This is a genomic window from Microbispora hainanensis (assembly GCF_006874475.1).
Lineage (GTDB): Bacteria > Actinomycetota > Actinomycetes > Streptosporangiales > Streptosporangiaceae > Microbispora > Microbispora hainanensis.
Genome location: NZ_VIRM01000030.1, coordinates 26703 through 51420, shown reverse-complemented (window position 1 = coordinate 51420; position 24718 = coordinate 26703). Strand labels below are relative to the sequence as shown.

Below are 24718 nucleotides of genomic sequence, written 5' to 3'. Positions count from 1 at the left end.
GTCGATGCCGTGGCCGCCCCGCTCGTCGTTTCCTCTCCCATGATCCTTGTGCCCCGCACCGCGCTGGACGCGCTCGCCGCGCCGCCCCAGCGCTTCCTCGCCTCGGCCTGGCCGTGGAGGTCCCTGGCCTACCTGCTGGCCGGGGTCGTGCCCGGCCTCGCCTTCGCCACCGTCCTGGCGCCGGCGCGGGCGGTGGGGGGCCTGCTCGCCGTGCCGCTGTCGCTCGGGGTGGCCGCACTGCTGCTGACACCCCTGGCCCGGTTCGAGCGGTGGCGGCTGCGCCTCGTGGACCGGCAGCCGGCGAGCGGGCTGCCGGGCGGCTGGTGGCCGGGCTGGCGCGAGGCGGGGCACGCCCTCGTGGCGATGGTCGCGCTCTGGTGGGCCGACCTGCTGGTCGTGGGGGCCGCGATCGCCGGGCCGGCGGTGCTGATCCTCTCCCCGGTCGTGCAGCCGATCCACCCGGAAGGCGAGGCCACGCTGGGGGAGACCTTCGTCGGATCGGCCGTCGGGCTGCTGCTGGTGCCCGTCGCGGCGTACACGGTCGCCGCCTGGGCGGGCGCCCGGGCGGCGATGGCGCGGGCGATGCTGGTGCCGCAGGAGGCCGAGACGCGGGAGATCGCGCGCTCCCGGGCGCGGCTGGTGGACGCCTTCGAGGCCGAACGCCGCCGCATCGAGCGCGACCTGCACGACGGCGCGCAGCAGCGGCTCGTCGCGCTGTCGATGAAGCTCGGCCTGGCCGGGCTCGATCTTCCGCCGGGCTCGCCCGCGGCCGTACGTCTCGACGAGGCACGCGAGCTGGCCGGGCAGGCGCTCGCGGAGCTGCGCGAGCTGATCCGCGGCGTCCATCCGCAGGTGCTCGCCGACCGCGGGCTGCCCGCCGCCCTGCGCGACGTGGCCGGCAGATCACCGGTGCCCACGAGCGTGGACGTCGAGCTGGACCGGCGGCTGCCCGAACGGGTGGAGGCGGCGGCCTACTACGTCGCCTGTGAGGCGCTGGCGAACGTGGCCAAGCACAGCGGGGCCGATTCCTGCGCCGTACGCGGACGCCTGCGCGGGGGCGGGCTCGTGCTGGAGATCACCGACGACGGGCGCGGGGGAGCGGACCCGGCGCGCGGCACCGGCCTGACCGGGCTCGCCGACCGGGTGTCGGCCGTCGGGGGCACGCTGACCGTCGAGAGCCCACACGGCGGCGCGACCACGGTGAGGGCGGAGTTCCCGTGCGCGTGGTGATCGCCGAAGACTCGGTGCTGCTCAGAGAGGGCCTCGCCGGCCTGCTCGAACGGTTCGGGCACAGCGTCGTCGCGGCCGTCGGCGACGCCCCCGGGCTGATCGCGGCGGTCGCGGGCCAGGACCCGGACGTCGTCGTCGCCGACGTGCGCATGCCGCCCGGCTTCAGCGACGAGGGGCTGCGGGCCGCGCTGGAGCTGCGGGCGGCGCGGCCGTCCCTCGCGGTGCTGGTGCTCAGCCAGTATGTCGAGCAGACCTACGCCGCCGAGCTGCTCGACCAGACTCGCTCCCCGGGCGGGGGCGGCGTCGGCTACCTGCTGAAGGACCGCATCGGCGACGTCGTGCAGTTCGCCGACGCGGTGACCACGGTCGCGGGCGGCGGCACGGTGATCGACGCCGAGGTCGTCCGGCAGTTGCTGCGCGGACGCCGCGACCCGGTGGCCCGGCTCACCCCGCGCGAGCGCGAGGTGCTCGCGCTCGTCGCGGAGGGGCGGTCGAACGCCGCGATCGCCCGCGCGCTGTTCGTCTCCGAGGCGGCCGTCGCCAAGCACATCGCGAGCATCCTGGCCAAGCTCGACCTGCCCCCGGACGCCGACGACCACCGCCGGGTGCTCGCCGTGCTCGCCTACCTGCGCGCCGCCGTGTGAGCGGGCCCTCGGAGAAGGCCGTCCTCCGGGGAGGGCGCGGGGAGACGCCGGGCGGCACGCCGTTTCCCGAGCCATCTCACCAGCTCGACGACCGCGGTGATCGACAGCACGATGCCGAGGCCGAGGAGCAGGCCCTTGATCGGGTCGTTTTCGAACGCCATCCCGCCGAAGAAGCCGATCAGCCCGGAGTACACCGCCCACGAGCCCGCCGCGATCGCGTCGAAGAACGTGAACGATCGCAGCGGATGCCGTACGGCGCCCATGGTGAGCGTGGTCGCGGTGCGCCCGCCGGGGATGTACCTGGCCACGACCAGGACGAGCCCGCCCCGCTCGGCCAGGGCGTTCCGCGCCCAGACGAACGGCTTCTTGTCCCGCAGCCTGCCCGCCGACCTGCTGCCGATCAGATAGGAGACGTGGTCACCCGCGCACGCGCCGAGAGCCGCGACCACGATGACCAGGGCCAGGTTGGTCTCGCCCGACGCGGCGAACACCGCGGCGGTGATCACCGAGGTCTCGGCCGGAACGACCGGGAAGAACCCGTCGAGCAGCGCCAGGGCGAACAGCGCCACGTACAACCAGGGCGATGACATCACCTGGTGGACCAGGTCGAGGATGGCGTGCGTCATGAGCGCGACTCCGATCGTTGGACACCCGTCAACCGTGTCGGCCCGGGGGCATGGGGGACATCCGGGAGATCCCGGATCGGACGCGGGCCCATCCCTCACGTGGGGTCAGGGCCGGCACCCCGCGAAACCAGGCACGCCGCAGGTCACGGCACATCGGACGATCGGCAGGCGCACTCCCTGCTTTCGTCGGCTGCTGGTAGCCGGACGAAGAGGCCGGACGAGCGGGCCGGGTCAGCGTGCGGAGACCGGCTCGGGGGTGGGCACGACGCGCCGGACCTGCTCGCGCACGCCGGGCGCGAGCTCGGCCGTCATCGGTGCCTTCTCGGTGCGCAGGCGGTTGAGCGCCAAGGCGAGCGCGGTGCCCCACAGCAGGTGTCCCGCCAGCAGCGCGGCCTGGCGTCCGGGGCGGTCCTTCGGGACGGGCGGGTACGCGCCGATGCTCGGCGCCAAGCCCTGATAGCCGAAATACCACACCAGCAACCCGTACGCGGTGCCGATCGGGACGGGCACCCGCTGCCCTGCCGACAGCAGACCGAGCACAGAACCACAGGAGGAGCCGAACGCGAAGTGCGCGATCGTGCCCAGCACGTTCTCGCCCCTCCTGGGCTTGTCCCGCCCGGGAAGGGCCAGCCGTGCGAACCGCCGCGGCGGCGGCTCCTCCAGCAGGCCGGCCCTGTCCGCCGCCATCAGCAGCGCGCTGTACACCGCCGTCGCAAGCGCGCCGCCGACGGCGCCGTTCACCAGGTTGCGCATCATGAGGAGGCTTTTCCCACCCCCATCGGATCACCTGCCCTCGCGGTGCTCCGTTCTCGGTAAACAATCAAGGCACCGGCCAGGGCGGAGCGGAGACCGCCGAGCGCCGGGAATCAAGGCCACCTTCTCGCCCGCGATGGGCTGGACCGCAGGGACGGTCACCGGCCGGTGAGCCTGCGGAGGATCCGGCGGATGGGGCCCGAGCGCGTCTCGCCCTGGGCTTCCCGGTCCGGCGAACCGGGCTCGGTCCGTACGAGCCGGCATGGCAGCCCATCGCCTTGAAGGGAGCCCACTGGTCGTAGTAGATGCGCCCGGCGATGAATTTGCCGTCCTCCACCGTCCACATCCCGCACCCGGTCCAGCGGACGGGGCGGCCGGTGCCGGGGATCTCGCTGCCGTCCGGGAGCAGCATGCCGCCCGACTGGCTCCCCGACGTGACCCATTCGACGGCGACGGTGTCATCGTCGGCCACGATCGTGGTGACCTCGGACGTCACGTCGGGCGTAAGCCATTTCCCAGGAACGCCGTAGGCGACGAGGCCGGGCATGAACGGTCACCCGGGGACGATCTCGCCGAGGAGGCGGTCCCAGTCGGCGAGGAAACGGTCGAGGTTGTAGCGGGCCAGGGCGGCCGAGCGGGCGGCCTTGCCCGCCTGTACGGCGAGCTCGGGCTCGCCGGCGAACCGGTGGAGTGCCCGGAGCAGCGTGGGCAGTTTGGTGGAGACGACCCCGGCCTCCGGCGGCACCGCCTCCACGGCTTCGGTGGTGGCGAGCGCGACGACCGGCATGCCGATCATCATGGCCTCGATGAGCGACAGGCCGAGCGAGGTCCAGCGGTAGGGATGCAGGTAGACCCGGCGCCGGGCCAGCTCGGCGTGCATGGCGGCCTGCGGCAGGTCTTCGAACGCCTCCATCTCTCCGGCCAGGCCGAGCTTCGCGGGCAGGTTCGTGACCTTCATGCCGAACACGTCGAGCGGGGCCGTCGCGGCGAACGTGGGCAGCAGGTCGGTGCCCGCCACCCGCCAGCGCCTGATCGGCTCGTTGACGACCACGCCGGCCCGGGCCAGCTCGCCGGTGTAGAGGTGGCCGGGGTCGACGACGCCGTGCTCGATCACGCGGGTGGGGGCCCGGCCGGAGTCCCAGAACAGGTCGTTGAAGTGGGTGACGTGGACGATCGGGATGTCATCGCGGCCGGCCAGCGGATGACGGGTCTTGGGCACGTCCCCCGCGGGCGTGTTGTGCTCGACGTAGACGCCCGGCACGTCGCGGCCCAGCCACTCGCGGGCCAGGCCGAGCTCGTGCGGCCGCTGGTAGACGACCACGTCGACGTCCTCGCCGGCCAGCCGGTCGTACGGCACCTCCCGCACCGAGCCGGGCCAGGGATAGGTGTCGGCCCGGCCCCGCCCGTCGGGACCTCGGTCGGGGGTGAGCGGCACCAGATAGTCGTGCCGCCCGTGCACGAAAGAGGTGGTCCACGAGCCGTGGACGTGCCAGACCATGATCTTCATCGCGTCGCTCCCCGTCCGTCGTCGTGCCGGAACACCGCGTCCTCCGCCCGCGGGCGCCTCACCCATCTGCCCTGCTCATGCCCTCTTCATCCTCAGCTGTGAGCGGAATTCCCCCGAGCACCAGATCGACGGCCGCGGCGAGGTCGGGCGCCACCTCGGGAGCGGCCGCCACCTCCTCCGCCAGCGTCACCGGGGTCGGCACGAGGACGCCCCGGGCGCCGGCGGCGCACGCGGCCTCCATGTCCCGGCCGATGTCGCCGATCACCACGCAGTCCTCCGGGCGCACACCGAGCCGCCGGGCCGCGCGCAGCACGAGACCGGGCGCGGGCTTGCGGCAGTCGCAGCGGTCGCCGTCGTCGTGCGGGCAGATCTCCCACACGTCGAAGGGGCCGAGCAGCGCGTCCACCCGGTCGTTGACGGCGCGCAGGGCCTCCGGGGCGATCAGGCCCTTGGCGACTCCCGACTGGTTGGTCACGATCCCGACCTTGACGCCTTCCGCACGCAGCCGGTCGAGCACCTCCCGGGCCCCGGCGACGGGCTCCACCCGCTCAGGATCGATGTTGTAAGGAACGTCGTGAATGAGCGTTCCGTCACGGTCGAAAAGCACCGCGGCGGGTGGACGGGCGGGCTGGGACACGGGCGACCTCCTGCGTGAATCGCCCGCCGGGCTACCCGGCGGACAGATCCGCAAACACCGCCATAACTCCGCCCGTGACTACTCACAGTAGCAATTATTGAGTGCATGGCCCACTCACGTCGACTTCTCTACAAAGGAGTGTTTAGGAGCGCTTCTCTCGGTAACCAGACCTCCACTGCGCAACGGAGGGAAACCGATGCGGTTCTTGGGGATAAACGCGATTTTCCATGATCCAGCCGCCGCGCTGGTCGTGGATGGTGAGGTGATCGCCGCCGCAGAGGAAGAGCGCTTCAGCCGGCGCAAGCACGGCAAGCGCCCGCTCCCGTTCTCCGCCTGGGAGCTGCCGGAGCTCGCCGCCGCCTGGTGTCTCGAACAGGCCGGTCTGCGGCCCGAGGACCTCGACGGCGTCGCCTACTCCTACGACCCCGAGCTCGTGGTGCCCGGCGGGCCCGGGCAGGACGGGCACTGGGAGGACCTGCGCACCGCCTACGCACGCCGAGCCCCGAGCTTCCTCGCCACCGCGCTGCCCGGTCTCGACGCGGCCCAGGTGCGGTTCGTCCCCCACCACATCGCGCACGCCGCGTCGGCCGGGCTGGCCGCGCCCTGCCGCGAGTCGGCGGTGCTGGTCTGCGACGGCCGCGGCGAGGCCGTCTCGCACCTGGCCGGGCACTACCGCGACGGCGAGCTGACCGTCCTGGCGAGCCAGGCGCTGCCGCACTCCCTCGGGCTGATGTACGAGGACCTCACCCAGCATCTCGGCTTCCTCCGCTCCAGCGACGAATACAAGGTGATGGCCCTCGCCTCCTACGGCGAGCCGCGTTTCCTGCGCGAGATGCGCGACCTCGTCCACGCGACGGGCGACGGCGGCTTCCGGGTCGAGCCGATCGACTGGAGCGTCTACGCCAAGGCGCTCGGCAAGGGCGAGAAGTGGACGGCCGACCACGCCGACCTCGCCGCGAGCGTGCAGGTCCGGCTTGAGGAGGTGCTGCTCGACCTGGCGAGATGGCTGTACGGGCGCACCGGAGCGCGCTGTCTCACGATGGCCGGAGGCGTCGCGCTCAACTGCGTGGCCAACACCCGGCTGTTCGCCGAGGGCCCGTTCGAGGAGGTGTGGGTGCAGCCCGCCGCGGGCGACTCGGGCACCGCGCTCGGGGGAGCGCTGCACCTCGCCCAGGCCGGCGGCGACCCCGTCACGCCGATGCCCGGCGCCGACCTCGGGCGGAGCTGGACCGACGAGGAGCTGGGCGCCTGGCTCGACGTCGCGCGGGTGCCGTACGAGCGGCCCGCCGACCTGGCCGCGACCGTGGCCGCCGAGCTCGCGGCCGACCGCGTGATCGCCTGGTTCCAGGGGCGCGCCGAGTATGGCCCCCGCGCGCTCGGCCGCCGATCGCTGCTCGCCCACCCCGGCGACCCCCGCAACACCGAGCGGCTCAACGACGTGAAGGGCCGCGAGCAGTTCCGCCCCATCGCCCCGATGGTGCTGGCGGAACGCGCCCCCATGATCTTCGGCAGGGGCCCGATGCCGAGCCCGCACATGCTGTTCGTCCACGACGTGCGGCCGGAGTGGCGCGACCGCATCCCCGCGGTCGTGCACGTCGACGGCACGGCCCGGATCCAGACGGTAGAGCGCGGCCGAGACCCGCTGCTGGCCCGGCTGCTGGAGGAGTTCGAGGCGCGCACGGGGCTGCCCGTGGTGGTCAACACGAGCCTCAACACGGCCGGCCGCCCGATGGTGGACGACCCCCGCGACGCGCTGGAGTGCTTCGGCTCGGCCCCCGTAGACGTGCTCGTCCTCGGTCCGTACGTCGTGCGCAGGGGGGCGGTGTTCGCCGGATGACGACTGAGATGACCCGGGAGACGAACCCGGCTCCCGCCAAGGAGCCGCACCAAGAGACGGGACCGGCCGTCACGGTCGTCGTCCCGACGATCGGGCGCCCGAGCCTGGCCGCCACGCTCGCGGCCCTCGGCCCCGGCCCCGAGATCGTCGTTGTGGACGACCGGCCGGGGGAGAGCCCGGAGCCGCCGGCACTGCCGCTGCCGGTGCCCGGCCGCGTACGCGTGATCAGGTCGGGCGGGCGGGGCCCGGCCGCCGCGCGCAACGCCGGATGGCGGGCCGCGACGACCCCGTGGGTGGTGTTCCTGGACGACGACGTGGTGCCGGGCCCCGGATGGGTCCGCGCGCTGGCGGAGGACCTCGCCCGCCTGCCGGAAAAGGCCGGCGGGAGCCAGGGACGGCTGGAGGTGCCGCTGCCGCCGGGCCGCCGCCCGACCGACGCGGAACGCAACACCGCCGGGCTGGCCGGCGCCGACTGGATCACCGCCGACATGGCCTACCGCAGGACCGCCCTGGAGGCGGCCGGCGGCTTCGACGAGCGTTTCCCCGGCGCCTACCGGGAGGACGCCGACCTCGCGCTGCGGGTCGAGCAGGCGGGGTTCGCGCTGGTCAAGGGGGAGCGGCTGACCCGCCACCCGGTGCGCGACGACGGCTTCTGGTCCAGCGTGCGCCTCCAGCGTGGCAACGCGTCGGACGCGCTCATGCGTCACCTGCACGGCCGCGACTGGCGGATGGCCATCGGCGGGCACACCGGCAGGCTCAGGCGGCACGCCCTCGCCACCGGCATGGGCCTGCTCGCGCTCGCCGCCGCCGGGGGGCGCCGGAAGGAGCTGGCCGCCGTCGCGGGACTGGCCTGGCTCGGCCTCACCGCCGAGTTCGCCTGGGCGCGCATCGCCCCCGGGCCGCGTACGCCGGAGGAGATCGCGCGCATGGTCGTGACCAGCGTGGTCATCCCTCCGGTGGCCTGCGCGCACCGCATCAGAGGCGAGGTGAGGGCACGGGCGAACGGGGTGCGGGCTGACGGGGTGCGGACAGGGAGGCGCTCGTGATCGGGACCGCTCTGGTGGTGCGGCCCGACAACGCGGGCGACGTGCTGCTCGCGGGGCCCGCCGTGCGCGCGATCGCCGCCGGGGCGCGGGAGGTCGTGCTGCTCGCCGGTCCGTACGGCAGGGCCGCGGCCGAACTGCTGCCCGGCGTCGACCGCGTGCTGGAATGGCGGGCCCCGTGGATCGACCCCGACCGGGTGCCGATGACCTCCGAGCACGCGGCCCGCCTGGTGGAGCAGGTCCGAGCCGTCGGCCCGGACGTGGCGGTCGTCTTCACGTCCTTCCACCAGTCGGCGCTGCCGGCGGCCCTGCTGCTCCGGCTGGCCGGAGTGCCGCGGATCGCCGCGATCAGCGAGGACTACCCCGGCTCCCTGCTCGACGTGCGGCACGTCGTGGACGAGAGCGTGCACGTCCCCGAGCCGGAGCGGATGCTCGGCCTCGCCCGCGCCGCCGGCTTCGACCTCCCGCCTGGCGACGACGGGCGGCTCGCCGTGCGCGGTCCGCTGCCGGATGTGGAGCACCTCACCGGTCCGCCCGGTTATGTGGTGGTGCATCCCGGCACGACCGCGCCGGCGAGGGCCTGGCCCGCCGAGCGCTGGGCGGAGGCGGTCGAGGCGCTGCTGGCCGCCGGTGAGCGCGTCGTCGTCACCGGCAGCCCCGGCGAGCGGGCGCTGACCGCCCTGGTCTCCGGTTCCGCGCTCGGCTCCGGTTCCGCGATCGATCTGGGCGGGGCGACCACGTTCGCGGAGCTCGCCGCCGTGCTGACGGGGGCGTCGGCGATGGTCGCGGCCAACACCGGCCCCGCCCACCTCGCGGCGGCCGCCGGCACGCCCGTGGTCAGCCTGTTCGCGCCGGTCGTGCCCGCCGCCCGCTGGGCGCCGTACGGCGTGCCCACGGTGGTGCTCGGCGACCAGGACGCCCCCTGCCGGGAAAGCAGGGCGCGGATCTGCCCCGTGCCCGGCCATCCGTGCCTGGCCTCCGTCGGCGGCGAGCAGGTGGTCGACGCGGTGCGCCGCCTCATGCGGGCCGAAGCGCTCGTGCCGCCCGAAGAGGCGGTGAAAGAGAGGGTGCCATGAGGATCGCCCTGGTGTCGGAGCACGCCAGCCCGCTGGCGACCCTCGGCGGAGTGGACGCCGGTGGGCAGAACGTGCACGTCGCGGCCCTGGCCCTGGCTCTCGCCGAACGCGGCAACGAGGTCGTCGTGCACACCCGGCGCACCTGCCCCCGTCAGCCGGACGCCGTCCCGATGGCGCCCGGCGTCACCGTCGAGCACGTGCCGGCCGGGCCGGCGGAGCCGCTGCCCAAGGACGAGCTGCTGCCGCACATGCCCGAGTTCGGGGCGCACCTGGCCCGCAGGTGGAAGTCCGAGCCGCCCGACGTGGCGCACGCGCACTTCTGGATGAGCGGGCTGGCCACGCTGGCGGCGGCGGAGCCTCTCGGGATCCCGGTCGTGCAGACCTACCACGCGCTCGGCACCGTGAAGCGGCGCTGGCAGGGCGAGGCCGACACCAGCCCGCCGAGCCGGCTCGCGATCGAGCGCGACATCGGCCGCCGGGCGGTCGCGGTCATCGCGACCTGCTCCGACGAGGTGCGCGAACTCGTCGCGATGGGCGTGCCGCGCGACCGGATCGGGGTCGTGCCGTGCGGCGTCGACCTCGGTGTGTTCCGCCCGGACGGCCCGGTCGCCCCGCGCGGCGACCTGCCCCGGGTGCTGAGCATCGGCCGCATGGTGCCCCGCAAGGGGGTGGACACCGTCGTGCGGGCGATGCGCCACGTGCCCGGCGCCGAGCTCGTCATCGCGGGCGGCGCCCCGGGCGACGAGGAGAGCGCGCGGCTGCGCGCGCTGGCCGACGGCCTTGGCGTCGGCGCCCGGGTCCGGCTGATCGGCAGCGTGAGCCGGGCCGGCGTGCCGGCCCTCATGCGCTCCGCGGACGTCCTGGTGACCGTCCCGTGGTACGAGCCGTTCGGGATGGTGCCCCTGGAGGCCCTGGCCTGCGGGGTGCCGGTGGTCGCCTCGGCGGTCGGCGGCCATCTCGACACCGTCGCGGGATGCGGGGTGCTCGTGCCGCCCCGGCGGCCGCGCGCGCTGTCCCGCGCGCTCTGCGATCTGCTGACCCGGCCGCGGCTGCGGGCGGCGCTGTCGGCGGCGGGAGCCCGGCGGGCAGGTGCCCGCTATGGCTGGCCGAAGATCGCCGAGCAGACCGAGTCCGTCTACCGAAACCTGGCCGGCGGGTGCCTGGGCACCCTCGCCGCCGCGGGAGGCTGAGCGATGCATCCTCATCTGGCCCGGCTGAGCACCGCGCTGACGGCGGTGGACCCGGAGACGCCCAAGATCCACGCGTGGGGCTACAAGCTCGCGGCGGTGCTGAGCGGCGGCGGGCGGCTGCTCGCCTGCGGCAACGGCGGCTCCGCCGCCGAGGCGCAGCACCTGACCGCCGAACTGGTCGGGCGCTACCGCGCCGACCGGCGGCCGTACGCCGCCATCCCGCTGCACGGCGACACCTCGTCGCTGACCGCCATCGGCAACGACTTCGGCATGGCCGAGCTGTACGCGCGGCAGGTGCGGGCGCACGGCCGCCCCGGCGACGTGCTGATCTGCCTGTCGACCAGCGGGACGAGCCGCAACGTGACCGAGGCGGCCGAGGCCGGCCGCGAGTGCGGCCTGACGACCTGGGCGCTGACCGGCCCCGGGCCGAACCCGCTCGCCGAGCTGTGCGACGAGGCCCTGACCGTTCCCGCGGGCGACACCGCGACCGTCCAGGAGGTGCATCTCACGGTGATCCACATGCTCTGTGACGTGATCGAGAAGGCGGTCACGTGAGCGGACCACTCGTCATCGTCGGCGACTCCCTGCTCGACGTCGACGTCGAGGGCACCGCCGACCGGCTGTGCCCCGACGCCCCCGTGCCCGTCGTGGAGGGGCAGGCGGAGCACCACCGGCCGGGCGGCGCGGGGCTCGCGGCGCTGCTGGCCGCCCGCGACGGCACGCGCGTGGTGCTGATCACCGCCCTGGGCGACGACCCCTCCGGCCGCTGCCTGGAGGACCTGCTGTCACCCACGGTCGAGATCGTGCGGCTGCCGCTGCGCGGCACGACGGTGCGCAAGTCGCGGGTGCGCGCCCGTGGGCAGACGCTGGTCAGGATCGACACCGGCGACGGGCGGGCGTTGGGCCGGCCCGGGCAGGTCGCCTCCGCCTCCGCGTTCGCCCGCGCGGCCGACGCTCTCGCGGCGGCGAGCGCGGTGCTGGTCGCCGACTACGGACGCGGCGTGGCCGACCTGCTGCGTGAGCCGCTGCGCGGCCTCGACGTGCCGCTGGTCTGGGACCCCCATCCCCGGGGGTCGCTGCCCGTGCCGGGATGCGCGCTGGTCACGCCCAGCGAGGCCGAGGCCCACGGCATGTGCGAGGAGCCGTACGTCTCGCCGGAGCGCACCGCCCGCAGGCTCGTGCGCGCCCTCGGCGCCGAGGCCGTCGCGATCACCCTGGGCGAGCGCGGGGCGATGCTGGCCCGCCGCGGCGGCAGGTTCGGCCCTGTCCCCGCCCCGCACGTCGCGTCCGGCACGGACGTCTGCGGCGCGGGCGACCGCTTCGCCGCGGCGGCGGCGCTCGCCCTGGCGGAGGGCGCCTCCTCCGAGGACGCCGTCGCCAGGGCGGTGGGCGAGGCCACCAGGTTCGTGGAGGAGGGCGGGGCCGCCTCGCTGCGCCTGCACCACTCCGGACAGCACCACTCTGGACAGCATCACTCCGGACAGCATCACCCCGGGCAGCACCGGCTCTGGCGGCACTGTCCCGCCGCCGAGCCGCCGGTGCCGTTCGCGCCCGGCGCGTCCGCCTTCGAGGTGGCCGCCGCCGTACGCGCCGCGGGGGGCCGCCTGATCGCCACCGGCGGCTGCTTCGACCTGCTGCACGCCGGGCACGTGAGCCTGCTGCGGCGGGCCCGGGCCTTAGGCGACGCCCTGGTGGTCTGCGTGAACTCCGACGACTCGATCCGGCGGCTCAAGGGGCCGGGCAGGCCGCTGGTGAGCGAGCGCGACCGGGTCGAGGTGCTGCGCGCGCTCGGCTGCGTGGACGCGGTGACGGTCTTCGGCGAGGACACGCCGTCGCGGGTCATCGAGCGCCTGTGCCCGGACGTGTGGGTCAAGGGCGGTGACTACGACGAGCGGTCGATGCCGGAGGCCGAGGCCGTGCGCCGGACCGGCGGGGAGGTCGTGATCCTGCCGACCGTGCCCGGCTACTCCACGACCGGCCTGATCGCCGCCGCCCGGGCCGCTTCGTGACCTCTTATCGAAAGGGACCTTGATGGTGGGAAACGTGTTGATCACCGGTGGCGCGTCCGGCCTGGGCCGGGCCACCGCCATGGCGGTCGCCAAGGCCGGCGGACGGCCGCTGGTCGTGGACGTCAACGAGCCGGACGGCGGATTCGACCACGTGCGGGCCGACCTGGCCGACCGCGAGCAGGCCGAGCGGGCCGTGCACGAGCTCGCCGAGCGGGCGGGCGGGCTCGACGGCGTCGTGACGGCGGCCGGCGTCGACGCCTGCGGGCGGCTTGAGGACGTGGCCGCCGAGCAGTGGGAACGGGTGATCGCGGTCAACCTGCTCGGGACCGCCGCGGTGGTCCGGGCGGCCCTGCCCCACCTGCGCCGATCGGGAGGAAAGGTCGTCACCGTCGCCTCCACGCTCGGGGTGCGGGCGCTCAGCGACGCGACGGCCTACTGCGCCTCGAAGTTCGGCGTCGTGGGCTTCACCCGGGCCCTGGCGGCCGAACTGGCGGGGCAGGTGGGAGTGACCCTGCTGATCCCCGGCGGCATGCGGACGAACTTCTTCGACGACCGCCCCGACCAGTACAAGCCCGGCCCGGACGCCCGGCTCAACCAGCCGGAGGACGTCGCCTCGGCGATCCTGTTCGCGCTCGGCCAGCCGCAGGGCTGCGAGGTCAGGGAGCTGGTCGTGTGCGCTTCGACGGAGACGTCATGGCCCTAGAAGACGCGCGAAGACCGGTCCTGCTCGCCCTGCGCGGGCTCGGGCTCGGCGACCTGCTCACCTCGGTGCCCGCCCTGCGCGCGCTGCGGCGGGCACATCCGGAGCACCGCTTCGTGCTGGCCGCCCCGGCCTACCTCGGCGGGCTGCTGCCGCTGATCGGCGGCATCGACGAGCTGCTCGACGTGTCCGGCCCCGGGCCGGTGCCGTACGGGTCTCCGGACGTCGCGGTCAACCTGCACGGCAGCGGCCCGGAGAGCATCCAGGCGCTGCGCCGCACCCGGCCGGGCCGCCTGCTGACGCACGCCCACCATCTGGTGCCGGGCGCGGACGGGCCGCCCTGGGAGCCGGAGACGCACGAGAGGCGGCGGTGGTGCTCCCTGCTGGAGTGGCACGGCATCGTGGCCGACCCGGAGGACCTCGCACTGGGCGACCCCGGGCCGAGCCCGCTCGCCGGCGGCGAGGTGGTCATCCACCCGGGGGCGGCGTTCCGGGCGCGGCAGTGGCCGCCGGACCGCTTCGCCCAGGTGGCGGCCGAGCTGGCCGGCCAGGGTCACCGGGTCGTCGTCACCGGCGGCGTGACCGAGATCGCGCTCGCCCGGCATGTCGCCCAGCTCGCCGGCCTGCCGGAGGAGTCCGTGCTGGCCGGCCGTACGAGCCTGCCCGGGCTCGCCGCGCTGACGGCGCACGCGGCGCTCGTCGTCTGCGGCGACACGGGCATGTCTCACCTGGCCGTCGCCGTCGGCACGCCCGCGGTCATCCTGTACGGCCCGGTGCCGCCCACCCTGTGGGGGCCGCCCCCGGACGGCCCGCATGTCGCGCTGTGGGCCGGGCGCAGGGGCGACCCGCACGGCGACCGGCCGTCGGAGGGACTGCTCGAAATCGGGGTGCCCGAGGTGCTCGACGCGGCAGGGAAGTTGCGAGGAGTGGGAGTGCGGTGAACGGATCCCGTGTCGTGGTCACCGGGGGAGCCGGGTTCCTCGGCTCCTACCTGTGCGAACGTCTGGTGGAGCGCGGTGCGGCGGTCGTCTGCCTGGACAACTTCCTCACCGGGTCGCCGCGCAACGTGGAGCACCTGATCGGCCGGCCGGCGTTCCGGCTCGTGGAGTGCGACCTCACCGGGTTCGTCCACGTGCCGGGCCAGGTCGACCTGGTGCTGCACTTCGCCTCGGCCGCGTCCCCCGCCGACTATCTGCGCCATCCGATCGAGACGCTGAAGGTCGGCAGCATGGGGACGCTGCACGCCCTCGGGCTCGCCGCCGAGAAGGGCGCGCGGTTCGTCCTCGCCTCCACCAGCGAGGTGTACGGCGACCCGCTGGAACACCCGCAGAAGGAGACATACTGGGGCAACGTCAACCCGGTCGGGCCGCGCAGCGTGTACGACGAGGCCAAGCGGTTCGCCGAGTCGCTGACCACGGCCTACCGCAACTCGCGGGGCGCCGACACCGGGATCGTGCGGATCTTCAACACGTACGGCCCGCGGATGCGGCCCCACGACGGCCGGGCGATCCCCACGTTCATCCGGCAGGCGCTGCTCGGCGAGCCGATCACCGTGACCGGCGACGGCAGTCAGACGCGGTCGATCTGCTACGTGGACGACACGATCGACGGCGTGCTCGCGCTGGCGGGCGGCGATTTCGCCGGGCCGGTGAACATCGGCAACCCGGCCGAGATGTCGATGAAGGAGCTGGCGGAGACGATCCGCGACCTGGCGGGTTCGTCGTCCCCGATCCGGTATGTCGAGCGGCCGGTGGACGACCCCGCCGTCCGCCGTCCCGACACCTCACTCGCCGAGGAGCGGCTCGGCTGGCGTCCGCGGATCGACCCCGTCACCGGCCTGCGCCGCACGATCGACTGGTTCGAGAAGGCGCTCACCACCTGTGCCCGCGCCTCCTGAGCGGGCACTTTTCCGCATAGTTGGCCGTCGCTTGGCCGCCCGGCTCGGGTAGCGCACCCTGCCGGGGGTAACGCGCCCGTATGAGTTTCGCGAAGTATCAGGACGAGCTGTACGCCCAGGGACAGACCGGCCATCAGCCGCCCTATCCGATGACCTTCGCGGAGCTGGAAAAAAGAGCGTCGGCCGCGATGCCGCCGAAGGTCTGGGCGTACGTGGCCGGGGGCGCCGGTGACGAGCACACCCAACGGGCCAACCGCGAGGCGTTCACACACTGGGGCCTGTTTCCGCGCATGCTCGTCGCACCCGCCGAGCGTGACATGTCGATCGAGTTGTGCGGGACACGGCTGCCCTCACCGCTGTTCATGGCGCCCATCGGGGTGATCGGGGTGTGCGCCCAGGACGGCCACGGCGACCTCGCCTGCGCGCGGGCCTCCGCTCGTACGCGCGTTCCGTTCTTCGCGGGGACGCTGTCCGCCGATCCGATGGAGGACGTGGCCGCGGAGCTCGGCGGCACGCCCGGCTTCTTCCAGCTCTACACGCCGCCCGACCGGGATCTCGCCGCGAGCCTGGTGCACCGGGCCGAGGCGGTGGGGTTCAAGGGCATCGCCGTCACCCTGGACACCTGGGTCACCGGCTGGCGGCCCCGCGACCTGCGCGGCTCGAACTATCCGCAGGTGCCCAGCGGATGCCTGAGCAACTACACCAGCGACCCCGTGTTCCGGCGGGGACTGCGTCCCGGCGAGGACGCCACCGAGGCGTTCGTGCGCACAATGCCGATCTTCGGTGGACCGTTCAGGTGGGACGACCTCGACTGGCTGCGCGCGCAGACCCGGCTGCCGCTGATGCTCAAGGGCATCTGCCATCCCGAGGACGTCCGCCGTGCCAAGGACCACGGTGCGGACGCGATCTACTGCTCCAACCACGGCGGACGACAGGCCAACGGAGGACTGCCCGCCCTGGAGTGCCTGCCCGGCGTGGTCGAGGCCGCCGACGGGCTGCCGGTCCTGTTCGACTCCGGTGTGCGCAGCGGCGCCGACGTCGTCAAGGCGCTGGCGCTGGGCGCCACGGCGGTGGGGATCGGCCGCCCCTACGCGTACGCGCTCGCGGTCGGCGGTGTCGGCGGCGTCGTGCACGTGCTGCGCTCCATGCTGGCCGAAGCGGACCTCATCATGGCCGTCGACGGCTATCCCACCCTCAAGGACCTGACCCCCGAGGCACTGCGCCGCGTGGGCGGCGTCACGACCTCGTGATTCCGGGCCTCCTGATTCCGGGTCGCGCGGCGGCGCTCAGGCGTCCGTGCCGGACAGGATCTCGCGGATGGTCTCGCGGACCGCCGGCCAGTCGTCGCCGAGGGCCAGACCGGCGTGATGGTAGGCGTCGAACACCATCGGAATGTCGGCGGCCGTCAGGGCGGTGTCCTTCGGGCCGCGTGCGGCGATCTGCAGGGCGATCCCCGCCTGCATCCGCTGCCACGCCGGGTCCTGCTCGAACGACAGGTCGTCCGCGCTGTCCTCATCGTCGTCGTCGAAGGCTTCCTGGGCCAGCGGCGCCACGAGCCGTTCGGCCAGTTCGCCGACCCGCTGCGCCCCGGCACGCCGCCCTGACGCGAGGCCGGTCAGGACGTCCCGTACGACGGGGAACTCGCCCAGGCGGAACCGGGTGGCGAGCAGCTCGGCCAGGTGCGTGAGCGCGGCGAACTGCCGCGACTCCGGCGCGGCCACCACCGCGTCCCTCAGCCGCACCTCCGGGTCGTTCCGATATTCGGCGAGTTCCTCGGGCGTGGGCGGCTCGGTCGCGAGGGGCCACTGGAAGGTGAGGTAGGGATGCGCCCCGGACAGCCATTCGGCGGTGAGCCGCACCCCCGTCACCAGCTCGACCACGGCCATCGCGGCGGCCCGCCAGTCGTCCTCGTCCCCGGCCAATAGCTCGGTCATGGCCCGCAACTCGGGTTCGAGCACGGCGATGTCGTCGCCGGACCACTCGTCCCAGAACATCGCGTCGAGGGAGGCCAGCACCCGACCACCGGCCGCGTAGTTCAGTCTGTTGTCGCCCTCCACGTTCCAGTAGACGCCGCACACCCGGCCGTCGCGGCTGAGCCGCCGCAGCACGTCGCGCTGGGTGCCCAGGATTCCGTTGTGCTCGAACAGCATCACGGCCGGGCTCGCGGGCGCCACCGACATCGGGTTCCCTCCCTCGAAGAAGGGGAGCGCCTCCAGCGGGGCGGCCTCGTGCACCTCGTGCGGGGTTCCGCCGCTCACCCGCGCTCCGATGTCGGCGACGGAGAACGGCCGGGGCTCGTGCGGGACGACGACCGTCCAGCAGACGGCCGGCTCCAGCCACGGCTCCTTCCGCCGCAGCTCACGGTAGTGGGCGAACACCTCAGTGAAGGCTGGGCGGCCATCGGTCATGGCGGACACTCCGGAGCGCGCGGCGACATGTCGGAGTGATCTTCGCAGAACGGGCCGGGGCGTGCCTCAGGAAGCGCGCAGGGCGTCGGCGAACCAGGTGAGGGCGGGAGTCGGGTCGTCCGGGGGCGGCCAGCCGTTGACCACGGCGAGCAGCCGGACGTACGTCTGGCGGCGCGGGTCTCGGGCGGTGTCGACCAGAGACAGGAGCCGGCGCCGGAGGGCGGCGTCGTCCGGCCGGCCCACGAGGCCGGCGTACCGCGCGGTCACGGCGGCGACGACCGCGGCGGCCTGCGGTGAGGCGCTGTCCACACCTGCGGCGAGTGCGGGGGCGACGTGGTCGCGGACGATCGCGACGGCGCCCGGGCGTGGGACGTTCCCCCGGCCGTGGCCGGCCCTGTTCTGGTCGGCAACGTGCTGTTCGGCCAGGCGCCGCATGAGCGCGCCGAACTCCGGGTCGCGGGCCAGCTCGGCCAGCTCGATCCACGCCTCGACCTGCTCGTCCTCGGGGTCGTCGGGCAGCTCGGGGGTCATCGTGCGCCTGACTCCGGTCAGGTCGGCGTCCAGGCCGCCGAACGCGGCGTCGAGGAAGCCGTCGATCAGGCGTCGCCGTTCGTCCGCGGAAAGCCTGGCGAGTCTGTGCATGAGATCCATCTCCTCTGGGGTGGAGCCGCGCCGTGCCACCGCCGTTGCCACCGCGCGCCGCAGGCGCAGCACCCGGATCTGCGTCGCCAGCGCCTCGGCGTGCGCCGCCGCGACCTGGGCCAGGGACAGCTCCCGGTCGAGGACCCGCCGGATCGTGGGCAGGTCGATCCCCAGGTCGCGCAGCGTCCGTACGAGCTCGAGCCGGGCGGCGGCGTCGGCGTCGTAGAGGCGGTGGCCGGCCGGGCTGCGGCCGGTGGGCGGCACGATCCCGCAGTCGGCGTAGAACCGGATGGCCTTGACCGTCAGCCCGGTCCGCCGTGCCAGCTCACCGATCGAGTAGAGCGTGTCGCCGTCCATGTCCCCACCCTCGCGTCTCCCCTTACGGGAGACGCAACTTACGGGAGACGCAACTTACGGGAGACGCACCCGCTACCCGGGACGTACGGCGTGGAGGGCGCGGTCGACGACGGCCGTGAGGCTGCCGCCGTGGGCGCCGTGCCAGTAGATCCGGCGGCAGTCGAGGCAGCGGGCGAACTCGTCGTAGCTGCGCCGCGTGCCGGGCTCCAGCGCGTCCTCCACCTCGGCCTTGCCGACCGGGGCGAGCCGCCCGTTGCAGGCCGTGCAGCGGGTCCACGGCGCCAGCGGCGGCCGGAAGCGGTCGAGCACGTCGAGGAACTGGTCGTCCGGCCGGGCGCCGCGCACGTACGCGCCGAGCCGCAGCGACCGGCGCCGCAGGATGCCCCGGTCCTGCGTGAGCAGCACCCGGTCTTCGGCGTTGGCCTGCTCGATCAGCGCGTCGTCGTCCATGTCGTTGCGATAGGCGGTGTCCAGGCCGACCAGGCGCAGCCGCCGCGCCAGCGTCCCCAGGTGGACGTCGAGGACGAACCGGCAGCCGGGCACGGCCTGCGGCCTGGGTGCGGGCGGCACCTCCACCACCTCGTGCGGGGCCGGCCGATACGACCGCTCGACCGGGCGGCCCGCGGCGACCGGCTCGCCGATCTCGGTCAGCGGCACGCCCGCCGACTCGATCAGGTGGCCGAGCGAGGACGTCCCGTCGTACGGCACGGCCACCTCGGGCCGCCGGTTGCGCGGCGCGAGGAAGATCCATAGCTCGGGCGAGAAGCGTACGGACACGTCCATGCCCCCAGCATGCGCCTTCACGTCTGCAACGCGTCGAGCGTCGTACGGAGGAAGTGCCGCACCGCGGCCGTCTCCCGCTCGTCGAAACCGGACAGGGTCGTGACCGCCGTGTCGATGAGCGGGCCGAAGTGGCGCCACCCCAGTTCCTTGGCGCGGTCTTCGACTCTCAGCAGGACCCGGCGCCGGTCCTTGACGTCGCGGACCCGGCTGACCAGGCCGAGCCGTTCGAGCCGGTCGACGACCCCTGTGGTGCCCGCCGAGTTGAGGCCCAGCCCGGCGCCGAGGAATCCGGCGGTCGCGTCGATCCCGGCCCGCTCCGCGTCGAGCAGGCAGATGAGCGCCCGCACGTCGGTGACGTGCATGCCGTGCTCGGCCGCGAACTCCGCCTGCCGAAGGCCGTATTCCACCGTGACCGCCCGCAGCAGATGGAAGATCTCCATCTCCGGACCCTCGTGCCCACCCGACATGACCCACTCCTATTATCTCGTTCAACGAGATTATCGCTCAGCGAGGTATTGTGGAGGGCAGTCATGACGAGCGCTGACGGCGGGTTTCTCGAGGCATACGACGCCGTCCTGGCGGCGCGCTGGCCCGCCTCCACCGAGACGGCGGAGATCCGCACGCCCTACGGCACGACCCGCGTCAACTCCGTCGGCCCCGCGGGCGCGCCGCCGGTGGTCCTCCTGCGCGGAGGCGGGACCACCTCGACCGTCTGGTCCGGTACGGCGACGGCGCTCGGCACGGCCTACCGCGTGCACGCGGTCGACACCGTCGGCGACGCGGGCCGCAGCGTCGCCGGCGAGCGGCCGATCCGGAAACTCGGCGACCAGATGGCCTGGCTCGACGCCGTGCTCGACGGGCTCGGCACCTCGCGGGTGTCCCTGTGCGGCCATTCCTACGGCGCGTGGAGCGCGCTGCACTACGCGCTCCATAACGCGGGGCACGCGCCCGGCAGGGTGCGGGCCGTGGTGCTGATCGACCCGACCGGCTGTTTCGCCGGGTTCTCCCGCCGCTATCTGCTGCGCGCCCTGCCGATGCTGCTCCGCCCGACCGTACGGCGGCGCCGCGCGTTCCTCGGCTGGGAGACGGGGCACGCGGCGCTCGACGAGACGTGGCTGCGCCTCTACGACCGGGCCGCATCCTTCCCCGCGGCCCGGCCCCTGACCGGGCCGCGTCCCGCCCCGGAGGCGCTGCGGGCGCTGCGGCTTCCGGTGCTTCTTCTTCTGGCCGAGCGCAGCAGGGCGCACGACATCGGCCGGGTGGCCGCCTCCGCCGCGGCGCTCCTGCCGCGCGTGGAGACGGCCGTGCTGCCCGGGGCCACCCATCACACCCTGCCCCTCGCGGCGCCGCCCGAGATGGACGCGCGCATCGGGGAGTTCCTCGCCGCGCACGGGCGGGACGCCTGACTCAGGGGCGGAACCAGTGCTGGGGACGGGGATCGGTGTTCTGCCAGATGTGCTTGATCTCGCGATATTCGTTCAGGCCGGTCGGGCCGAGCTCCCGGCCGATGCCCGACTGCTTGAACCCGCCCCACTCCGCCTGCGGCACATAGGGGTGGTAGTCGTTGATCCACACGGTGCCGTGCCGCAGCCGGCCGGCCACCCGCTGCGCCTTGCCCGCGTCGGTCGTCCACACCGCCCCGGCGAGGCCGTAGTCGGTGTCGTTGCCCAGCGCGACGGCCTCGTCCTCACCGGAGAACCGCTCCACCGTCAGCACCGGCCCGAACGACTCCTCCCGCACGACCCGCATGCCGCGGTGACAGCCGTCCAGCACGGTCGGCGGGAAGAAGTAGCCCTCGCCCTCCAGGCGCCGCCCGCCGCAGCGCAGCGTCGCGCCCTCGGCGATCCCCGCCTCGACGTACGCCTCGACCTTGGCCAGATGCGCGGCCGAGACGAGCGGCCCGGTCTCGGCCTCGGGGTCGAACGGCCCGCCCAGCCTGATCCGCTCGGCCCGGCGCACCACCGCGTCCACGAACCTCTCGTGGATGGAGTCCTCCACCAGCAGCCGGGCGCCGGCCGAGCAGACCTGCCCCGAGTGCAGGAAGACGGCGGTCACGGCGAAGTCGACCGCGGTGTCGAAGTCCGCGTCGGCGAAGACGATGTTCGGGTTCTTGCCGCCCAGCTCCAGGGCGACGCGCTTGACCGTCTGCGCGGCCGAGGCCATGATCTGCCGCCCGGTCGCCAGCCCGCCGGTGAACGAGACCATGTCGACGTCCGGGTGCTCGGCCAGCGGCGCGCCCGCCTCCGCGCCGGCCCCGAGCACGAGGTTGCCCACGCCCGGCGGCAGGCCCGCCTCCTCCAGCAGCCGCATCAGCAGGATCGCGGTCGACGGGGTCAGCTCGCTCGGCTTGAGCACGAAGGTGTTCCCGGCCACCAGCGCGGGCGCCACCTTCCAGGAGGTCTGCAGCAGCGGGTAGTTCCACGGCGTGATCAGGCCGCAGACGCCGACCGGCTCGTACACCACCCGGCTGATCGCGTCGGCGCGCCCGGTGTCGACCACCCGGCCCGCGTCGGTGCCGGCGATCCCGCCGAAGTAGCGGAAACAGGCGATCACGTCGTCGACGTCATACTCGCTCTCCACCAGGCGTTTGCCGGTGTCCAGCGACTCCGCCCGCGCGATCTCGGCCTTGTCGCGCTCCAGCAGACCGGCCACCCGCAGCAGCAGCGCCCCGCGCTCCCGCTCCGGCGTACGCGGCCACGGGCCCTCGTCGAACGCCCGCCGGGCCGCTGCGATCGCGGCCTCGGTGTCGGCGCGGGTGGCCTCCGCGACCGTGGCCACGTGCTGTCCGTCGGCCGGGCAGTGGATCTCGCGCCGGCCGCCCTCGGCCGCGTTGCGCCACTCCCCGCCGATGTGCAGGTCCTTCATGTCAGGCGTCCTTCCTGTGGCGGTAGAACTCCACCGGCTCGGGGGCCAGGGGAGTGTTACCGAGGATGAGGTCGGCCGCCTTCTCCGCGACCATCATCACGGGCGCGTAGATGTTGCCGTTCGTCACGTACGGCATGACCGAGGCGTCCACGACCCGCAGGCCCTCCAGGCCGTGCACCCCCATCGTCAGCGGGTCGACCACGGACATCTCGTCAACGCCCATCTTGGCCGTGCAGGAGGGGTGCAGCGCGGTCTCGCCGTCCTTCGCCACCCAGTCGAGGATCTGCTCGTCGGTCTCGACCCCCGGGCCGGGCGACAGCTCGCCGCCGTTGAACGCGTCCATGGCGGACTGGTTGAGGATGCCGCGGGCCACCCGTACGGCCTCGACCCACTCGCGGCGGTCCTGTTCGGTGGACAGGTAGTTGAACCGCAGCGCGGGCTTCACCCGGGGGTCCGCGCTCTTGATCTTCACAGAGCCGCGGGCGTCGGAGTACATCGGCCCGATGTGCACCTGGTAGCCGTGCCCGCCGGCCGGCGCGCTGCCGTCGTAGCGCACGGCGACGGGCAGGAAGTGGAACATCAGGTTGGGGTAGTCGACGTCCTCGTTGCCGCGCACGAAGCCGCCGGCCTCGAAGTGGTTGGTCGCGCCGGGGCCCTTGCGCAGGAACAGCCACTGGGCGCCGACCATCGGCCGGTTGCGCCACTTCATCGCGGGCTGCATCGACACCGGCTGCTTGCAGGCGTACTGGATGTAGACCTCCAGGTGGTCCTGGAGGTTCTCGCCCACGCCGGGCAGGTCGTGGACCACGTCGATGCCGTGCGCCTTCAGGTGGTCGGCGTCGCCGACGCCGGACAGCTGCAGGAGCTGCGGGGAGTTGATCGCGCCGCCGCAGAGGATGACCTCCCCGGCCCGCACCCGCTTGCCGTCGAACTCGACGCCGACCGCGCGCTTGCCCTCGAACAGGATCTTCGTGACGAACGCCCGGGTCTTGACCGTGAGGTTCGGGCGGTCCATCACGGGGTGGAGGTACGCCCGGGCGGCCGACAGGCGGCGCCCGCGGCGCAGGTTGCGGTCGAACGGCGCGAAGCCCTCCTGGCGGTAGCCGTTCACGTCGTCGGTCAGCGGGTAGCCCGCCTGCTGCACGGCCTCGAAGAACGCCTTGAACAGCGGGTTCTTCGCCGGGCCGCGCTCCAGCACCAGCGGCCCTTCGTGCCCGCGCATCGGGTCGGACGGGTCGGCGGCGAGGCAGGTCTCCATCCGCTTGAAGTACGGCAGGCAGTGCGCGAAGTCCCAGGTCTCCATGCCCGGATCGGCGCCCCAGCGCTCGTAGTCCATGGGGTTGCCGCGCTGGAAGATCATGCCGTTGATGCTGCTCGACCCGCCGAGGACCTTCCCGCGGGCGTGGTAGATCCGCCGGCCGTTCATGTGGGGCTCGGGCTCGGACTCGTACTTCCAGTCGTAGAACCGGCTGCCGATGGGGAACATCAGCGCCGCGGGCATGTGGATGAACACGTCCCAGAGGTAGTCGGGACGGCCCGCCTCCAGCACGAGCACGCGGTTCGAGGGGTCGGCCGACAGCCGGTTCGCGAGAGCGCTCCCCGCTGATCCACCACCGACGATGACAAAGTCATACATGTCCGCCTCCCGGGCAGGATGATATTGATATGCGCAATAGAGTGCAGCATTCGCAACGTCACGCGCCGGACCCCGATCTCGCGGGGGCCGACGAGACCGCCGCGAGGTCCGAGGGGAGCGGCGGCGTCCAATCGGTGGACCGGGCCGTCACGATTCTGGAGATCCTCTCCCAGCGCGGCGAGGCCGGCGTGAGCGAGGTCGCCGCGGAGATCGGCGTCCACAAGTCCACCGCGTTCCGGCTGCTCGGCGCGCTCGAGGCGCGCGGCCTGGCGGAGCAGGCCGAGGACCGCGGCAAGTATCGCCTCGGCTTCGGCATCGTCCGGCTCGCCGCCGGGGTGGCCGCGCGGCTCGACCTCGTCCAGCAGAGCCGCCCGGTGTGCCGGCGGCTCGCCGAGGAGATCGGCGAGACCGTCAACATTGCCGTCGCGCGGTCCCACTACGCCATCAACCTCGACCAGGTGCGCGGCCAGGCGGCCGTGACGGCGCACAACTGGGTGGGCCAGCCCACCCCCCTGCACGCCACGTCGAGCGGCAAGGTCCTGCTCGCCCACCTCGACGAGCGGCGCCGCGAACGGCTCATCGCCGCCGCCGGGCTGGAGCGCTTCACCCCGGCCACGGTGACCGACGCCGACGAGCTGCGACGGCAGCTCGACGAGGCGCTGCGGCAGGGCTACGCGGTCACTGTGGAGGAGTACGAGATCGGGCTGAACGCCATCGCCGCTCCCATCCGCTCCCACGAGGGCGAGGTGGTGGCCGCCGTCAGCGCCTCCGGCCCGGCCTACCGGTTCAGCGAGGAGCGCATGCACGAGCTCGCGCCCGTGCTCGTCGCGGGCGCCGCCGACATCAGCCACCGTCTCGGCCACGGGGGGTGACGGCGC

Annotated in this window: 25 protein-coding genes; 14 read left to right on the top strand and 11 right to left on the bottom strand. The window is 73.8% G+C overall.

The annotated features are described in order from the left end of the window. Positions 1 to 9: 9 nt before the first annotated feature. Both FLX08_RS23345 and FLX08_RS23340 read left to right on the top strand, forming a co-directional pair. Entirely contained in the window at positions 10 to 1230 is a 1221-nt protein-coding gene (locus FLX08_RS23345; RefSeq protein WP_244312828.1) for a sensor histidine kinase, read from the top strand. Next, entirely contained in the window at positions 1218 to 1874 is a 657-nt protein-coding gene (locus tag FLX08_RS23340) for a LuxR C-terminal-related transcriptional regulator (protein WP_142621310.1), read from the top strand. Before FLX08_RS23345 ends, FLX08_RS23340 begins: the two co-directional genes overlap by 13 nt. Here FLX08_RS23340 and FLX08_RS23335 read toward each other — a convergent pair. The 5 genes from FLX08_RS23335 to FLX08_RS23315 all read right to left on the bottom strand — a co-directional run bounded on the left by FLX08_RS23335 (position 1853) and on the right by FLX08_RS23315 (position 5397). Next, positions 1853 to 2500, bottom strand: a complete 648-nt coding sequence (locus FLX08_RS23335) for a DedA family protein (protein ID WP_142621308.1) — start codon at positions 2498 to 2500, stop codon at positions 1853 to 1855. The two genes, FLX08_RS23340 and FLX08_RS23335, sit on opposite strands and share 22 nt — an antisense overlap. Positions 2501 to 2731: 231 nt before the next feature. After that, complete coding sequence (locus FLX08_RS23330; RefSeq protein WP_208761615.1) at positions 2732 to 3256, bottom strand: DUF6789 family protein; 525 nt, start codon at positions 3254 to 3256, stop codon at positions 2732 to 2734. Between the two features lie 64 nt (positions 3257 to 3320). Next, positions 3321 to 3800, bottom strand: coding sequence for an ester cyclase (locus FLX08_RS43425; RefSeq protein WP_142621306.1), 480 nt, complete (start codon positions 3798 to 3800; stop codon positions 3321 to 3323). A 6-nt stretch (positions 3801 to 3806) separates the two neighbouring features. After that, the gene (locus FLX08_RS23320; RefSeq protein ID WP_142621304.1) at positions 3807 to 4760 is read right to left on the bottom strand and encodes a glycosyltransferase; all 954 of its coding nucleotides are present in this window, start codon (positions 4758 to 4760) and stop codon (positions 3807 to 3809) included. Between the two features lie 58 nt (positions 4761 to 4818). After that, positions 4819 to 5397: a D-glycero-alpha-D-manno-heptose-1,7-bisphosphate 7-phosphatase gene (locus tag FLX08_RS23315; RefSeq protein ID WP_244312827.1), complete on the bottom strand. Its 579-nt coding sequence runs from the start codon at positions 5395 to 5397 to the stop codon at positions 4819 to 4821. Between the two features lie 196 nt (positions 5398 to 5593). On the opposite strand from FLX08_RS23315, the gene FLX08_RS23310 reads away from it, so the two are divergent. The 10 genes from FLX08_RS23310 (at position 5594) to FLX08_RS23265 (ending at position 16399) form a co-directional block, all read left to right on the top strand. Then, a complete protein-coding gene (locus FLX08_RS23310) occupies positions 5594 to 7234 on the top strand; it encodes a carbamoyltransferase family protein (RefSeq protein ID WP_142621302.1) in 1641 nt (546 codons plus the stop codon). Beyond that, positions 7231 to 8280, top strand: a complete 1050-nt coding sequence (locus FLX08_RS23305) for a glycosyltransferase family 2 protein (protein WP_244312826.1) — start codon at positions 7231 to 7233, stop codon at positions 8278 to 8280. Before FLX08_RS23310 ends, FLX08_RS23305 begins: the two co-directional genes overlap by 4 nt. Further along, positions 8277 to 9353 carry a glycosyltransferase family 9 protein gene (locus FLX08_RS23300; RefSeq protein WP_142621300.1) on the top strand — a complete coding sequence of 359 codons (1077 nt, stop codon included), beginning with the start codon at positions 8277 to 8279 and terminating at the stop codon, positions 9351 to 9353. Before FLX08_RS23305 ends, FLX08_RS23300 begins: the two co-directional genes overlap by 4 nt. Next, positions 9350 to 10543 (top strand): glycosyltransferase, encoded by a 1194-nt coding sequence (locus FLX08_RS23295; protein ID WP_142621298.1) that lies wholly within the window; start codon positions 9350 to 9352, stop codon positions 10541 to 10543. The genes FLX08_RS23300 and FLX08_RS23295 overlap by 4 nt, the downstream gene beginning before the upstream one ends. Positions 10544 to 10546: 3 nt before the next feature. Continuing rightward, the gene (locus FLX08_RS23290) at positions 10547 to 11098 is read left to right on the top strand and encodes a D-sedoheptulose-7-phosphate isomerase (protein ID WP_142621296.1); all 552 of its coding nucleotides are present in this window, start codon (positions 10547 to 10549) and stop codon (positions 11096 to 11098) included. Beyond that, entirely contained in the window at positions 11095 to 12552 is a 1458-nt protein-coding gene (locus tag FLX08_RS23285) for a PfkB family carbohydrate kinase (protein ID WP_142621294.1), read from the top strand. The genes FLX08_RS23290 and FLX08_RS23285 overlap by 4 nt, the downstream gene beginning before the upstream one ends. Before the next feature lie 22 nt (positions 12553 to 12574). After that, positions 12575 to 13255, top strand: coding sequence for an SDR family oxidoreductase (locus FLX08_RS23280; protein ID WP_142621292.1), 681 nt, complete (start codon positions 12575 to 12577; stop codon positions 13253 to 13255). Continuing rightward, positions 13246 to 14193: a glycosyltransferase family 9 protein gene (locus tag FLX08_RS23275; protein WP_142621290.1), complete on the top strand. Its 948-nt coding sequence runs from the start codon at positions 13246 to 13248 to the stop codon at positions 14191 to 14193. Before FLX08_RS23280 ends, FLX08_RS23275 begins: the two co-directional genes overlap by 10 nt. Then, positions 14190 to 15149, top strand: coding sequence for a UDP-glucuronic acid decarboxylase family protein (locus FLX08_RS23270; protein ID WP_142621288.1), 960 nt, complete (start codon positions 14190 to 14192; stop codon positions 15147 to 15149). The genes FLX08_RS23275 and FLX08_RS23270 overlap by 4 nt, the downstream gene beginning before the upstream one ends. Positions 15150 to 15229: 80 nt before the next feature. Next, complete coding sequence (locus tag FLX08_RS23265) at positions 15230 to 16399, top strand: alpha-hydroxy-acid oxidizing protein (RefSeq protein WP_142621286.1); 1170 nt, start codon at positions 15230 to 15232, stop codon at positions 16397 to 16399. Positions 16400 to 16435: 36 nt separating this feature from the next. On the opposite strand, the gene FLX08_RS23260 is transcribed toward FLX08_RS23265, so the two are convergent. The 4 genes from FLX08_RS23260 to FLX08_RS23245 all read right to left on the bottom strand — a co-directional run bounded on the left by FLX08_RS23260 (position 16436) and on the right by FLX08_RS23245 (position 19806). After that, entirely contained in the window at positions 16436 to 17527 is a 1092-nt protein-coding gene (locus FLX08_RS23260; RefSeq protein WP_142621284.1) for a DUF6461 domain-containing protein, read from the bottom strand. A 96-nt stretch (positions 17528 to 17623) separates the two neighbouring features. Then, complete coding sequence (locus tag FLX08_RS23255) at positions 17624 to 18556, bottom strand: MerR family transcriptional regulator (RefSeq protein WP_142621282.1); 933 nt, start codon at positions 18554 to 18556, stop codon at positions 17624 to 17626. Positions 18557 to 18628: 72 nt separating this feature from the next. Beyond that, positions 18629 to 19339 (bottom strand): Mut7-C RNAse domain-containing protein, encoded by a 711-nt coding sequence (locus tag FLX08_RS23250; protein WP_142621280.1) that lies wholly within the window; start codon positions 19337 to 19339, stop codon positions 18629 to 18631. A 17-nt stretch (positions 19340 to 19356) separates the two neighbouring features. After that, positions 19357 to 19806 (bottom strand): MarR family winged helix-turn-helix transcriptional regulator, encoded by a 450-nt coding sequence (locus FLX08_RS23245; RefSeq protein ID WP_142621278.1) that lies wholly within the window; start codon positions 19804 to 19806, stop codon positions 19357 to 19359. Between the two features lie 63 nt (positions 19807 to 19869). Between FLX08_RS23245 and FLX08_RS23240 the strand changes: the two genes are divergently transcribed. Next, positions 19870 to 20745, top strand: coding sequence for an alpha/beta fold hydrolase (locus tag FLX08_RS23240; RefSeq protein ID WP_142621276.1), 876 nt, complete (start codon positions 19870 to 19872; stop codon positions 20743 to 20745). Position 20746: 1 nt separating this feature from the next. Here FLX08_RS23240 and FLX08_RS23235 read toward each other — a convergent pair whose 3' ends face one another. Beyond that, on the bottom strand, positions 20747 to 22204 hold the full coding sequence (locus FLX08_RS23235; RefSeq protein ID WP_142621274.1) for an aldehyde dehydrogenase family protein: 1458 nt from the start codon (positions 22202 to 22204) through the stop codon (positions 20747 to 20749). A 1-nt stretch (position 22205) separates the two neighbouring features. Beyond that, complete coding sequence (gene betA, locus FLX08_RS23230; protein WP_142621272.1) at positions 22206 to 23840, bottom strand: choline dehydrogenase; 1635 nt, start codon at positions 23838 to 23840, stop codon at positions 22206 to 22208. 29 nt (positions 23841 to 23869) lie between these two features. On the opposite strand from betA, the gene FLX08_RS23225 reads away from it, so the two are divergent. Then, complete coding sequence (locus FLX08_RS23225) at positions 23870 to 24712, top strand: IclR family transcriptional regulator (RefSeq protein WP_142621270.1); 843 nt, start codon at positions 23870 to 23872, stop codon at positions 24710 to 24712. The last annotated feature ends 6 nt before the right edge of the window (positions 24713 to 24718 follow it).

What these genes read in the sequence shown, in the direction of transcription:
- FLX08_RS23335 (WP_142621308.1), bottom strand. Translation starts at nt 2,500, where the DNA reads ATGACGCACGCCATCCTCGACCTGGTCCACCAGGTGATGTCATCGCCC.
- FLX08_RS23330 (WP_208761615.1), bottom strand. Translation starts at nt 3,256, where the DNA reads ATGATGCGCAACCTGGTGAACGGCGCCGTCGGCGGCGCGCTTGCGACG.
- FLX08_RS43425 (WP_142621306.1), bottom strand. Translation starts at nt 3,800, where the DNA reads ATGCCCGGCCTCGTCGCCTACGGCGTTCCTGGGAAATGGCTTACGCCC.
- FLX08_RS23320 (WP_142621304.1), bottom strand. Translation starts at nt 4,760, where the DNA reads ATGAAGATCATGGTCTGGCACGTCCACGGCTCGTGGACCACCTCTTTC.
- FLX08_RS23310 (WP_142621302.1), top strand. Translation starts at nt 5,594, where the DNA reads ATGCGGTTCTTGGGGATAAACGCGATTTTCCATGATCCAGCCGCCGCG.
- FLX08_RS23305 (WP_244312826.1), top strand. Translation starts at nt 7,231, where the DNA reads ATGACGACTGAGATGACCCGGGAGACGAACCCGGCTCCCGCCAAGGAG.
- FLX08_RS23295 (WP_142621298.1), top strand. Translation starts at nt 9,350, where the DNA reads ATGAGGATCGCCCTGGTGTCGGAGCACGCCAGCCCGCTGGCGACCCTC.
- FLX08_RS23290 (WP_142621296.1), top strand. Translation starts at nt 10,547, where the DNA reads ATGCATCCTCATCTGGCCCGGCTGAGCACCGCGCTGACGGCGGTGGAC.
- FLX08_RS23280 (WP_142621292.1), top strand. Translation starts at nt 12,575, where the DNA reads ATGGTGGGAAACGTGTTGATCACCGGTGGCGCGTCCGGCCTGGGCCGG.
- FLX08_RS23275 (WP_142621290.1), top strand. Translation starts at nt 13,246, where the DNA reads ATGGCCCTAGAAGACGCGCGAAGACCGGTCCTGCTCGCCCTGCGCGGG.
- FLX08_RS23265 (WP_142621286.1), top strand. Translation starts at nt 15,230, where the DNA reads ATGAGTTTCGCGAAGTATCAGGACGAGCTGTACGCCCAGGGACAGACC.
- FLX08_RS23255 (WP_142621282.1), bottom strand. Translation starts at nt 18,556, where the DNA reads ATGGACGGCGACACGCTCTACTCGATCGGTGAGCTGGCACGGCGGACC.
- FLX08_RS23250 (WP_142621280.1), bottom strand. Translation starts at nt 19,339, where the DNA reads ATGGACGTGTCCGTACGCTTCTCGCCCGAGCTATGGATCTTCCTCGCG.
- FLX08_RS23245 (WP_142621278.1), bottom strand. Translation starts at nt 19,806, where the DNA reads ATGTCGGGTGGGCACGAGGGTCCGGAGATGGAGATCTTCCATCTGCTG.
- FLX08_RS23240 (WP_142621276.1), top strand. Translation starts at nt 19,870, where the DNA reads ATGACGAGCGCTGACGGCGGGTTTCTCGAGGCATACGACGCCGTCCTG.
- FLX08_RS23235 (WP_142621274.1), bottom strand. Translation starts at nt 22,204, where the DNA reads ATGAAGGACCTGCACATCGGCGGGGAGTGGCGCAACGCGGCCGAGGGC.
- betA (WP_142621272.1), bottom strand. Translation starts at nt 23,840, where the DNA reads ATGTATGACTTTGTCATCGTCGGTGGTGGATCAGCGGGGAGCGCTCTC.
- FLX08_RS23225 (WP_142621270.1), top strand. Translation starts at nt 23,870, where the DNA reads ATGCGCAATAGAGTGCAGCATTCGCAACGTCACGCGCCGGACCCCGAT.